This window comes from Sporosarcina sp. Y1011, from assembly GCF_057669885.1.
On record NZ_JBYHFP010000017.1, the window covers coordinates 52,475 to 64,404 of the forward strand.

Annotated in this window: 11 protein-coding genes; 4 read left to right on the forward strand and 7 right to left on the reverse strand. The window is 41.1% G+C overall.

Annotated features, from left to right (window positions below; translation table 11 throughout):
* Nucleotides 1-45 precede the first annotated feature (45 nt).
* Nucleotides 46-1,428 (reverse strand): alanine/glycine:cation symporter family protein, encoded by a 1,383-nt coding sequence (locus tag AC25Y5_RS15395; protein WP_488141064.1) that lies wholly within the window; start codon nucleotides 1,426-1,428, stop codon nucleotides 46-48.
* Between the two features lie 226 nt (nucleotides 1,429-1,654).
* Between AC25Y5_RS15395 and AC25Y5_RS15400 the strand changes: the two genes are divergently transcribed.
* Entirely contained in the window at nucleotides 1,655-2,035 is a 381-nt protein-coding gene (locus tag AC25Y5_RS15400; protein ID WP_488141065.1) for a YtxH domain-containing protein, read from the forward strand.
* A gap of 26 nt (nucleotides 2,036-2,061) precedes the next feature.
* Nucleotides 2,062-3,063, forward strand: a complete 1,002-nt coding sequence (locus AC25Y5_RS15405; RefSeq protein ID WP_488141066.1) for a YihY/virulence factor BrkB family protein — start codon at nucleotides 2,062-2,064, stop codon at nucleotides 3,061-3,063.
* Nucleotides 3,064-3,112: 49 nt separating this feature from the next.
* Here the strand turns inward: AC25Y5_RS15405 and AC25Y5_RS15410 are convergent, their stop codons facing one another.
* The 5 genes from AC25Y5_RS15410 to AC25Y5_RS15430 form a co-directional block, all read right to left on the reverse strand.
* A complete protein-coding gene (locus AC25Y5_RS15410; protein WP_488141067.1) occupies nucleotides 3,113-5,017 on the reverse strand; it encodes a heavy metal translocating P-type ATPase in 1,905 nt (634 codons plus the stop codon).
* Nucleotides 5,018-5,341: 324 nt separating this feature from the next.
* On the reverse strand, nucleotides 5,342-6,883 hold the full coding sequence (locus AC25Y5_RS15415) for a fumarate hydratase (RefSeq protein WP_488141068.1): 1,542 nt from the start codon (nucleotides 6,881-6,883) through the stop codon (nucleotides 5,342-5,344).
* Between the two features lie 27 nt (nucleotides 6,884-6,910).
* A complete protein-coding gene (locus AC25Y5_RS15420) occupies nucleotides 6,911-7,087 on the reverse strand; it encodes an SE1561 family protein (RefSeq protein ID WP_482102992.1) in 177 nt (58 codons plus the stop codon).
* A gap of 691 nt (nucleotides 7,088-7,778) precedes the next feature.
* Complete coding sequence (locus AC25Y5_RS15425) at nucleotides 7,779-8,582, reverse strand: polysaccharide deacetylase family protein (RefSeq protein ID WP_488141069.1); 804 nt, start codon at nucleotides 8,580-8,582, stop codon at nucleotides 7,779-7,781.
* 48 nt (nucleotides 8,583-8,630) lie between these two features.
* Entirely contained in the window at nucleotides 8,631-9,539 is a 909-nt protein-coding gene (locus AC25Y5_RS15430; RefSeq protein ID WP_488141070.1) for a TIGR01777 family oxidoreductase, read from the reverse strand.
* A gap of 107 nt (nucleotides 9,540-9,646) precedes the next feature.
* Between AC25Y5_RS15430 and recX the strand changes: the two genes are divergently transcribed.
* Complete coding sequence (gene recX, locus AC25Y5_RS15435; RefSeq protein ID WP_488141071.1) at nucleotides 9,647-10,459, forward strand: recombination regulator RecX; 813 nt, start codon at nucleotides 9,647-9,649, stop codon at nucleotides 10,457-10,459.
* The gene (locus AC25Y5_RS15440) at nucleotides 10,449-10,781 is read left to right on the forward strand and encodes a YfhH family protein (RefSeq protein ID WP_482105753.1); all 333 of its coding nucleotides are present in this window, start codon (nucleotides 10,449-10,451) and stop codon (nucleotides 10,779-10,781) included. Before recX ends, AC25Y5_RS15440 begins: the two co-directional genes overlap by 11 nt.
* Before the next feature lie 70 nt (nucleotides 10,782-10,851).
* On the opposite strand, the gene AC25Y5_RS15445 is transcribed toward AC25Y5_RS15440, so the two are convergent.
* Nucleotides 10,852-11,835: a metal-dependent hydrolase gene (locus AC25Y5_RS15445; RefSeq protein ID WP_488141072.1), complete on the reverse strand. Its 984-nt coding sequence runs from the start codon at nucleotides 11,833-11,835 to the stop codon at nucleotides 10,852-10,854.
* Nucleotides 11,836-11,930: the final 95 nt, after the last annotated feature.

Here is an 11,930-nt window from a genome sequence, read left to right on the forward strand (position 1 = left end):
TTTCAATATACTTTGGACTCATCATTTCATTATTCTCCCAGACTGTCAAATGGCAGAAGATTTACCTCGCTTTGCTGCCGCTTCTTCTGCTCTTTCTTCTTTGAGTTTTGCATTGAAACGTTTTGTTTCAAAGACAATGACTCCGGACAACCCGAGAAGCCCAATTAAGTTCGGTATTGCCATTAGTCCATTCATTACGTCGGCGAATAACCAAACAGCATCAAGAGTCGCTGTTGCACCTACGAAGATGATTGCGATAAATACGAGACGGTAGTAAATTAGAACCTTCGGATTCGGGAATAAGTATTGGAAACATTTCTCTCCGTAGTATGCCCAGCCGAAAATTGTTGATGTTGCAAAGAATATCAATCCAATTGCAACGACAATCGGACCTGCTCCACCAAGGAATTCGCCGAATGCCGCTGCTGTAAGAGCACCTGCTTCAATACTCTTGTCCTTCCACATACCTGACATGACGATGGTAACGCCCGTAACTGAACAGATGACAAGTGTATCAAATAATACTTGCGTCATAGAAACGAGTGCTTGGCGTCCCGGCAAGTCTGTTCTAGCTGCTGCAGCAGCAATCGGAGCTGATCCGAGACCAGCTTCGTTGGAGAAAAGACCACGTGCGACCCCGAAACGAATAGCTGCTCCGATTGCACCCCCAACAGCAGCTTCTCCTGTGAACGCATATGAGAATATGGTTGCAAAAGCTCCTGGAATTAGGTTGAAGTTTAGAATCATAACAATCAAACCTGCAATTAAATAGAATCCAGCCATTATGGGAACAAAGAAAGATGTAACTTTCCCGATTGTTTTAATTCCGCCAATGATAACCATTCCACCGAGGACAACAAGTACAACTCCTGTAATCCAGTGGGGAATACTAAATGTTGAGTTCACGACATCGGCGACGGCCTTAGACTGCACTCCATTCCCAATACCGAATGCTGCAATCGCGCCGAAAATAGCGAACAAAACACCTAGCCATTTCATTTTCAGACCGTGTTCTAAATAGTACATCGGTCCGCCCGCCATTTGACCATTCGCATCCTTGACACGATATTTAACCGCTAGAATTGCTTCACCATACTTTGTAGCCATCCCGAAGAATCCAGCCATCCACATCCAGAATATTGCACCTGGACCCCCGAAGTAAACTGCTGTTGCAACCCCGACGATATTACCGACACCAACTGTGGCAGCCATTGCGGTCATAAGTGCCTGGAAGTGAGTGATATCACCTTCCGACTTTTTATCCTGATTTCTCGTAAAAACGAGTTTTAAAGCATATGGTAACATACGTAATTGAATTAGTCCTAGTCTTATAGTTAAAAAGATACCTGTTCCGACGAGAAGGATAAGTAAAGGCGGTCCCCAAATAAATCCGCTTGCCTTATCCAAAAAAGCTGTTAATCCATCCATCCCATTACCCCCAGTATTCCTAATTTAACTTTTTTTACCCCAAGCAGTTTATTCCGAAGTAGCCTCACGCCCTCTCAAAGTATTAATTTGCTGTCTCTATAGTCAATATTCCGAAAATTCTTCTCTTTCGTCAAGCTTTATTTTTATAAATCGTATTTAAAGTTTGTTATTACTCCTCTGGGGGTATAATTGATTATGTGAAAGAGTCTGAATTGGAGGGTTTGTAATGGGAAATAGTAAGTTTAGGAAATTTATTGTATTTGGTGCACTTACGGGTGCGATTATCAGTATGTTCGACAGGAGTACGCGAAATCAAGTTGTTAGAAAATCAAATAACCTAATGACGCAAATGAAGTTTTATTCTAAAAATACCGATGTGCTAAAATGGAAATTAAAAGAAAAACAAGAAAAGTATCAATCTGTTTTCGAACAACTATCAGGTGATGCTACTTATATAAAAGAACAGGTCGAAGAGTTAAAAACACTAACTCCGCAAGTGAAAGATCTCGTCATGGACACAAAAGATGCGTTTGTTGAGTCAAAAGAGGAAATTAAATCACTTGTCAGTCAAGTTCCGCCGCAAAATAACAATGAAATAAAAAAGTAACTGGTATAGAAGGGAGTGACGAAAGTGTGAAGGGGAACAAACGTTCAACTCCTGCACCAATTTCACTAGAGGAGTCCGGGAATAGAAAAAAGAAATCGGATGGCTTTTTGGCGGACTCCGCGGTTATGAAATTCTTTGAGGATGTAAAAGAAGGAGACCTTGAGGAATTTGACGTTACGACAACAAACGGTTTTTTAAAGGAACTACTTGTCCGGATAAAGAAAGTCGATGTTACGGGTTTAGGCTCGCAACTCGCCTTCTTTTTCCTTTTGTCTTTATTTCCACTACTGATTTTTATTATGACATTGCTTCCTTTTTTAAATCTCGATCAGGCTGAAATATTCTTATTGATCAGAGATTATGCGCCTGCGAGTGTTTCCATGTTGATTGAAGATACACTCAGCGATGTATTGGAAAATAGAAACGGTGGATTATTGTCAATTGGTATACTCGCGACAGTTTGGTCGGCTTCCAAGGGCATGAACGCTCTAACAAAAGCATTAAATCGGTCTTATTTTACTGAAGAATCACGATCATTCATAGTGGCACGTGGAATGTCAGTCGTATTTACAGTCATGCTAATCGCAGTACTCATTGTTGCACTGATTTTGCCGGTGTTTGGTCAGCAGATTGGTATGCTAGTATTCTCTTACTTAGGTCTGGAGAAAGGTTTCCTAATCTTGTGGGGAAGTTTACGTTGGATACTCCCGCCAATTCTTATATTCTTTGTATTTTCCCTAGTTTATTGGCTAGTTCCTGACTTGAAGGTTCGCTTTAAAAGCGTGCTTCCGGGGTCACTCTTTGCGACGGTCGGTTGGATTCTGACATCACTTGCATTCTCGTACTACGTTAGTAACTTCGCAAATTACTCGAGTACATATGGAAGTATTGGAGCGATTATTGTTTTAATGATGTGGCTTTACATCTCAGCAATTATTCTAATGCTTGGCGGACAGCTTAATGCCGTCATGACAGAGAGAGTTAATGCAAAACGTGCAAAAGTAAAAAGCAATGCAGTCATGAGGTGACGCATTGCTTTTTTGGTATTCATCTAAAGGGTTTTAGTGGCTAGTCAGCTCATTCAATTCGATTTAACATCCTTAACCCATTTAATATGACAAGAATTGTACTGCCTTCATGGCCGATGACGCCGAGTGGCAGGTCAACAGCTTGCAGGAAGTTTGAAATGATGAGTACCACTATGACGGAAATAGAGAAGAAGATATTCTGTTTTACAATCCGTTGCATTTTACGAGAAAGTTTAATAGCAAAGGAAATACGTCTCAAGTCATTTTGCATTAGGACAATATCAGCTGTTTCTAGCGCGACATCGGTTCCTCCGCCCATTGCAATGCCTGAAGTCGCAGTAGCAAGTGCTGGTGCATCATTAATACCATCGCCGACCATTCCAACATTTTTATGTTCGGCGAGTAGTCGTTTTAAATGTGTAACTTTCATTTCAGGTAAGCATTCTGCGACATACGAATCGAGCCCAGCTTCTTTCGCGATAAACGCAGCTGTTTTTTCGTTATCCCCAGTCAGCATGATTGTCACAATACCTGCTTGCTTTAACTGTTGGATAGCTTCAATGGCCTCAGATCGTAAAGTGTCTCTCATTGCAGCGGCCGCGACAATGCCTTTATCGTCTTTCATGAAAATAACTGTTTTGCCTTCATCTGCGAGCGTTGCCGCAATCCCTTGATGAAATGCTTCCGCCAAATCTTTCCCGACAAAACGGGGGTTTCCTATTAGTATTTCCCGTGTTCCAATGAATGCACGAATACCATGACCTGGTATGTCTTCTATTTGTAGATTGCTATCTATGGTGATTCCTTCAGCAATAGCGAAATTTGTAATCGCGACTGCTAGTGGATGATTAGATTGGGACTCTATGCTTGCAAGGAGCTTGAGTGTTTCTATTCTAGTTGCATCGTCTCGTACAAAAAAATCTGTAACAATCGGTTTACCGTTCGTTAATGTACCTGTTTTGTCGAAAGCAATCATTTTTAGCGACCCTAGATGTTCGAGATGGACACCACCCTTGAACAACAAGCCTAGCCTAGCCCCGTTAGAGATAGCTGCAAGCGTAGCTGGCATAATTGAGGCAACAAGCGCACATGGAGAGGCGACGACTAGTAAGACAATCGCTCGGTATATCGTGGTCGTCCAATCCCAGCCAAGTATATAGTGCGGTAGGAACATCATAATTAGAACCATAATTAATACAATCTTTACGTAAGTACCTTCGAACTGTTCGATAAATTGTTGGGAAGGTGATTTCTCGCTTTGTGCATTTTGAACAAGTGTAATGATTTTTTGGAAAAGAGTTTCAGAACTCGACTTTATCATTTTCATCTGTATGGTACCGTTCAAATTGACAGTACCGGCAAATAGTTCGTCGTCCTCTTTTTTATTAACAGGAATGGATTCCCCGTTAATGGCGGACATATCGATGGAAGAGCTACCATGCGTGATGATTCCGTCGACGGGAATCCGTTCCCCTGGTTTTACAAGAAGAATTGAGCCGACCTTAAGTGAGGCGATAGGTACTTTGATGTTAGATCCACCTTTTTGAATAAGCCATGCCTCTTCAGGTTGGAGTTCCATTAGTGATGAAATTTCCTTGTGGCTTTTATTCATAGTGTAGGTTTCAAGTGCTCCACTGAGTGCAAAGATGAAAATTAGGATTGCACCTTCTGCCCAGTAGCCAATTACTGCGGAACCAATTGCTGCGAAAATCATTAGCATTTCCACATTCAATTCTCTGTTTTTTATTGTTTCTTCGATTCCCTCTTTGGCTTTTGCAAACCCTCCTATCAAAAAAGCAATGATATATAGAGGGACGGTAATCGTTTCTACACCATACTTGCCACTAGACCAAGCGGCAATTATGACTACGCCTGAAAGAATAGCGGCGACCAATTCAAGATGAACAAGCCAATCTTTAGATTTGTTAAGTTGTCTATTATCGAGAACAACCATCTAAATTACCTCCTAATTGAGAATGATATTCAATTTCAAATAGCTGATTAAATTATGAAAGTCGTTCCCTACGAATTAGGAACGACTTTATGTATCATATTACATTCATTATCATATTGTAATTATTATTAATAAGATTATAGCACCATGTTGAGGTAAGGGAAACTATTTTGATTCAACAGTGAAAGTTTTGGAATGGCGAGGGGTGGATAAAATTGTAAGTGGTAGCGTGGAGTTGTTTGGAATCGATCAGTTCCGCTAGTCTCGTCATTAAAAAAGCACCTTGTCTCGGAAAACTTCTCCGAAAAAAGGTGCCTTAATAGGTTAGTTGTACACGCTCTCTTTGAACTGACTCAGTTTTTCAAGAGAAGACTTGTCGACATCGGCATGTAAACTATTACCGTGTGAGTCCATCGTGACAACTGCCGTAAAGTCTTTGACGCGCAGATGCCACATTGCTTCGGGGATACCGAACTGGAGAAGGTCGACACCTTCAACGGCTTTGATGCAGTCGGCATAATATTGTGCTGCGCCGCCTATCGCGTTCAAATAGACACCGCCGTGTTCGGCTAGAGCAGCTAGCGTTTTTGGTCCCATCCCGCCTTTTCCAATTACAGCTCGAATACCAAACTTCTTCATAATGTCACCTTGATAGGGTTCCTCACGAATAGAAGTCGTTGGCCCAGCAGCTTTAATTTCATAACTGCCGTCATCGTTTTTCATGACGACTGGGCCGCAATGGTAGATGATTTGTCCATTAAGGTCAATGGGGGAATCATTTTCTGATAAATATTTATGAATAGCATCGCGGCCTGTATACATCATTCCACTAATTTTGACGACATCACCCACATTCAAATCGCGGATTTGTTCTTCAGAGATGGGAGCAGTAAGTTCGACGGTACGCGAAGATTGTTTAACGTCTTTTTGACTGTCTTCATCTTGCAAGAAAGCTATTTTTTCACCTTCATCATAATGCCAGTTTGTAATCTCACCAGATTCAACATCGATATCTACGGCCATGCGACGGTATGCCCAGCAGTTATACGCTACGGAAACATAGAAGCTTGCAGGGATACGGTGCATGACGCCGATTTTGCAACCTAGAAGCGTCACTTCGCCTCCGAATCCCATTGTTCCGATACCAAGTTTGTTTGCTTTTTCCAAAACATAATCTTCAAGTTCTGAAAGTTCCGGATTGGGATTCAAGTCATCGACAGCGCGGAAAAGCTGGTCTTTCGCAAGTTCATAGCCTGATGTGCGGTCGCCACCGATTCCAACACCGATGAAACCTGCAGAGCAACCCTGGCCTTGGGCTTGATAAACGGAGTGTAAAATACATTTGCGGATTCCATCGAGGTCGCGTCCAGCGCGTCCGAGCCCTTCGATTTCTGCGGGAAGACTATATTGAATATTTTTATTCTCACAGCCGCCGCCTTTTAGAATCAGTTTCACTTCGATATGGTTTTGTTCCCATTGGTCAAATTTCATGACAGGGACGCCGGTACCTAAGTTATCTCCGCTATTGTCGCCAGTTAATGAGTCCACTGAGTTCGGGCGGAGTTTAGTGTCTTTTGTAGCTTGGACGATTGCACGCTTGATAGCAGCTTTAATCTCGATTTGATTTACCCCGACTGGTGTTTTAATTTTGAATGTAGGCATGCCGGTGTCTTGGCAGATTGGAGACATTTTCTCGTCAGCCATATTGATATTTTTTGTAATTGTATCAAGGCTCATTGCGGCACGAGTACCTGCGTCTTCGGCTTCTTTCGCCGCGAGGATTTTCCTTCTTACGTCTTTAGGTAGATTTGTTGATGTTTCGCAAATGAGATTATACATGCTTTTCTCAAACTGTTCTATGTACATTCTCGTTTCCCCCTTATAGCGCAACTGTTATTTGTCTGATTTTATCTTTTCCATTTGTTCTTCCAGGTCGTCCAACAAGCCTATGAGCTGATCAATTTCCTTAAGGTCTGCTGTTTCTGGTTCAATCGTATCAAGTGTTTCAAGAAATTGATGAAGTCTTGTTTTTAAGCCTTCAACATGGCCGCTATTTTGTGGTTTATCCAATCCGTACACCTCTTTTCTTTAGTATAATCGTAAACGAAAAAACCGGATTTATCAATGAAGCAGAATAGTCCTTTGTAAATTATAGAATATTAAACTTAACAGAATCTTTACAATACTAAATCTATGTGTTATGATTCAAATAATCAAATGAAAGGGAGGGTATCAGCTAGGTTGATTAGAACGAAGAACAAGGAGGCTGATAACTTTACTAGAGATAGAATTAGCTTAACTATGCAAGATTCGTTGTTCCAAATAATAGTTAGCGGAGGCGATGCTCCAAATCATTTGCTAAGCACGTTGGAAAACGACTAATTCATGAATTAAGGATTACGTAGAAAGGGATAGTATAGAAGAAGTGATAGATAATTAGAAGGAGGGGATTCGTAAAGGTCCGCTGGCAGTATGCCGGGAGACGAATACGACTTATGGAAATGGAAAGTGAAGGTTCAATTCATACATAAAGGCTCAGTCGTATTCTGATAATCAGATATGGACTGGGCCTTTATGATTTCTAAGGTATTCATATGAAAAGGATGTTTTTCAAACACATAGAATGGTTTGAATGCTACGGGGGTATACATAGGTACATGATTAGTTTTCCATTCATAGGAGGCGGCATGCTCTTCTTTATTTCATTATATAATCAAAAAAAACGTCCACCGAATAAAGAGGACGTTTTTTCTGATTACTTTCACCTAAGAATAGAGTTTATGTTTTCATATTCAAAGACAAGGTCGTCGAGCGTTAGGAATGAATAGCCCGCTTTCTTAGCATCTTGGATGAATGAAGGAAGAGCTTGTGCATTATCAGAAGAAACCGTGTGCATTAGAATGACGGCTCCTGGATGGAGTTGTTTCATCAATTCACCATAAGCGTAATCACGGCCTTTTGGTTTATCAGCATGCCAATCAATGAATGCGATCGACCAGAAGATATGCCTGTATCCGAGTTCATTGCCTTTAGCAAGAACCCGGTCATTGAAAACGCCTTCAGGGGGGCGTGCGTAATAGGTTCGCTCAACGCCTGTTTCCTTTTGGAGGAGCTTATCAAACTTAGTCCATTCCTCCTCCATTCGTTGTTCGGAAAGGTTTGCCATGTTGGGGTGATCATAGGAGTGATTGCCAATCCCATGGCCATCCGCAATCATCCTTTTTACAAGTGGCAATGCGCTTTTTAAATAATGACCTGTTAGAAAGAACGTAGCAGGAACTTCTTCCTTTTTTAAAGTATCCAAAATAGTTTCGGTATAGCCATTTTCGTAACCGTTATCAAACGTTAAATAGATGAATTTTTCATCGGGCTTACCTTTGTAAATAGCTCCATGATTGTCGAGCATAGAGTCAAGTGCTGCGCCGGCACTTGGTGGCACTCCATTGATGGATTTCTTAAAGCCCCAATGAAATTCCTCTGCAATTGCTGAAAAGGGATTGAAAACAAAACCTGCCAAAACGACTAAAGTAGCTAAGAAAAAACCAAAAACATGTTGTTTTACCATTGTAAACGCACCTTTCCTTTTGCGATAGGATGTGCGAAGGAAACTAATTTATACGTCTTTCTTATATAACTCACTTAAAGCTGACTCGAGTGTCGCAAATCGGAATTCAAACTTGTTGTTCAATAACTTTTCAGGTATTACATGCTGTCCTTCCAGAACAAGCGCACTTTTTTTACCTAGTACGACTTTCATTACGAATGAGGGAACAGGAATCCAGTGAGGTCTATGAAGCACAGCTCCGATCGTTTTTCCGAAATACCTCATTCTCTTAGGGAAAGGCGATGTAACATTTACAGGACCGTGAAGGTCTTCGTTATTGATGGCAAATACGATTGCACGCACGACATCATCAATGTGGACCCATGATACCCACTGGTTGCCCGACCCAACGGTTCCCCCAGCAAATAATCTGTACGGCATTACCATAAGCGGTAAGGCACCAGAATCTTTTCCAAGAATGACACCAAATCGCATGAAAACGGACCGAGTATTATTGGATTTCACAGAGCTAGCTTTCGCTTCCCAGTCCGTAACAGTTTTACCAAGAAAGTCTTCTGCGTAATCAGTAGATTCCTCTGTATATATAGTGCTTTCTGATGCTGTATAAATACCAATCGCACTCGCATTAACCAGTACTGACGGCTTTGCACTCAATGCCGAAATAATTCGCAGCAATTCATCAGTCGCTTCTATCCGACTCTCATAAATTTGTTTACGATGCTTTTCCGTCCAACGTCCTTCATTGATGGACACGCCAGCAAGGTTAACAAAGACGTCAGCGGAAATAATTTCAAGTTCAGGCTGATTACCTTCTTGGAGCCACGATACATACCTCACATTGCCATCACTCTTACTTTCTCTCCTGGATAAAATTATAATTTCATGTCCTTCATTCAATAGTGTGGCCGTCAATTTCTGTCCGACGAAACCCGAGCCGCCTGCAATGACGATTTTCATTAACCTACACCCCCGTTAGTATGATATACCCCATATTGAGACAAATTAGGCTGAAGCACAAGGATGGAACATGTATACTAATAGAAAGCAGGGGAGGCGTGTTAAAAGTGCCTGTAATTACTAAAATATCACAACAGAAAAAAGATCTTGAAAGATACAATATTTTCTTGGATGAAAAGTATGCTTACAGCGTCCATGAATCGGTACTTGTTAAATTTGGTCTAACAAAAGGGATGACGCTTGAAGAGTGGTCAATTGACGAGATGGTCTACGAAGATGAAATTCGTAAGGCATTTAATCGTGCGCTCCATTATTTAGGGTTTAGAATGCGCAGTGAGTTTGAAGTAAAGAAGAAGCTTTTGGACCTAGGGTATGGAGAAGCAATTGTACTGGAAGCGCTTGTGAAATTGAGAAGCCTTGGATTCCTTAATGATGAAACATTCTCGGAAGCGTTACTCCGAACCCAAAAAAACTCATCCAGTAAAGGGCCAAGAGCAATTCAACAGGAAATGCATAAAAAAGGGATAGGAAAGGAAGTACAAAACAAAGTACTTGAATCTTATTCGGAGGATGAACAACTTGAAATTGCAACGAGGCTTGCTGAAAAGACAGCAAATGCTAATCGTTCCGCAGTACCGGCCCAATTAAAACAAAAGATTCAAAATGCATTGCTACGTAAAGGATATTCATTTGACCTGATTAAGCAGGCGCTTGCGAATATAGACTTCGCCCGTGAAGAAGATGAATGGAAAGCGATTGCTGAAACAGTCGGAGAGAAAGCATGGAATCGATACAGTTCAAAGTTTAACGGGCGAACCTTAAAAGATAAAGTGAAACAGGCAATGTACCAAAAGGGTGTTCCTATGGAGAAAATCGATCAATTTATCGAAAAGAAGGAGATTGAGGAAGATGGAGAATGAAAAAAAGTATAGTGAAATGACGGAGCATGAGCTGCGTACAGAAATCGGAAGGCTTCGTGAAAAAGCACGAAAGGCCGAGCAACTTGGTATCATGAATGAATTTGCGGTGTATCAGCGTAAAGTTGTTATGGCACAGTCTTATTTAATTGATCCGAAAACAATCGTGCCTGGTGAAATGTACCGGATTGAAGGGGATGAAGGTATGTTTTTCCAGGTTGATTACCTAAAAGGTCGTTTTGCATGGGGTTACAGGCTAGGTGGAGAACGTGCGGATGAGGCATTACCAATTGCAATGTTGAAATCGGTAAAAGAGGGTAAGTAATAAATAATAGATAGAGAAATGTTTCTATAAATTTCTCTATCTATTATGATTCATTAATTTCAATCAGTTTTTAAGAGTTTGGACTGAAGTTAAGCTTTTTATTAAGCTTATCCTCAGAAAAAATCCATCCCGTGTATGAACTTAGGACATTTAAGTCCTTATCGATATGCACTACTGCGACAAAAGGATAATAACCTTTACTGCGGTAGCGAAGATCAATAAGACGGACTTCGCATATATCGCCAATCGTCGTGATTGACCATCTGTAGATGGGAGAAAAAGATGTGAAAGCTTTGATGTTCTTATCATTCATCGCTACATCTATTTCAGGGGATAACGGCATCGGCTCTCTGTCGAACTGGTCGTAAATATTAACAGATCTTCCGTAAGCACGTCCGACGTAATGACACGTCTTTGAAGAAACAGCCACTTTCCAATGGAAAAAGCGAATCGTTGGTGCAATAATAATTTCTACTGCATCGGGAACTGTATTTTTGACAGCTTTTTTGACTGCAGACTTAACGGCAAAACGCAGTAAATAATAAAAGAAAATGATGGTGTACAGTATCAAAATCGTATAAACCGGATTTACACCCATTGACCATATAATCAGAGCAATAGCATGCAATACAAAAATAATCGGATCGAACGTGTTGATGACGCCGATAGCGACCCATTTGTTGGAGAATGGCCTTAAAGCCTGCGTTCCATAGGAATTAAAAATATCAACGAATACGTGGAGAAATACGGCTAGAAATGTCCAACCCCACACATGTATGAAGTTAGCATCAGGTACAAAAAACGACATGAGTAGAGTAATAACAAGCGGCCATAATAATACCGCTGGAATTGAATGTGTTATTCCTCTGTGATGCCGTATATAGACAGCATTATTTCTTAGTTTTAAAACGGTATCTACGTCTGGGATAAGTGAGCCAATAATGACGCCAGCAACAACTGCGCTCATTGTAGCACTCTCAGTCGCAACGACGGGATCTGCGAGAGCGAGTCCACCAAGTGCTAAACCCATGACGATATGCGTTCCAGTATCCAAATAATCACTCCTTTGGCCATAACGTTTCCGACCGGCATTGGATAGACTTTATAAAAAGCCATATACATAACACTACCCTTTTATGCTCAAAGATA

Bases quoted from the DNA above. Each gene is read 5' to 3' on its own strand.
- AC25Y5_RS15395 (WP_488141064.1), bottom strand. From the start codon at position 1,428: ATGGATGGATTAACAGCTTTTTTGGATAAGGCAAGCGGATTTATTTGG.
- AC25Y5_RS15400 (WP_488141065.1), top strand. From the start codon at position 1,655: ATGGGAAATAGTAAGTTTAGGAAATTTATTGTATTTGGTGCACTTACG.
- AC25Y5_RS15410 (WP_488141067.1), bottom strand. From the start codon at position 5,017: ATGGTTGTTCTCGATAATAGACAACTTAACAAATCTAAAGATTGGCTT.
- AC25Y5_RS15415 (WP_488141068.1), bottom strand. From the start codon at position 6,883: ATGTACATAGAACAGTTTGAGAAAAGCATGTATAATCTCATTTGCGAA.
- AC25Y5_RS15425 (WP_488141069.1), bottom strand. From the start codon at position 8,582: ATGGTAAAACAACATGTTTTTGGTTTTTTCTTAGCTACTTTAGTCGTT.
- AC25Y5_RS15430 (WP_488141070.1), bottom strand. From the start codon at position 9,539: ATGAAAATCGTCATTGCAGGCGGCTCGGGTTTCGTCGGACAGAAATTG.
- AC25Y5_RS15440 (WP_482105753.1), top strand. From the start codon at position 10,449: ATGGAGAATGAAAAAAAGTATAGTGAAATGACGGAGCATGAGCTGCGT.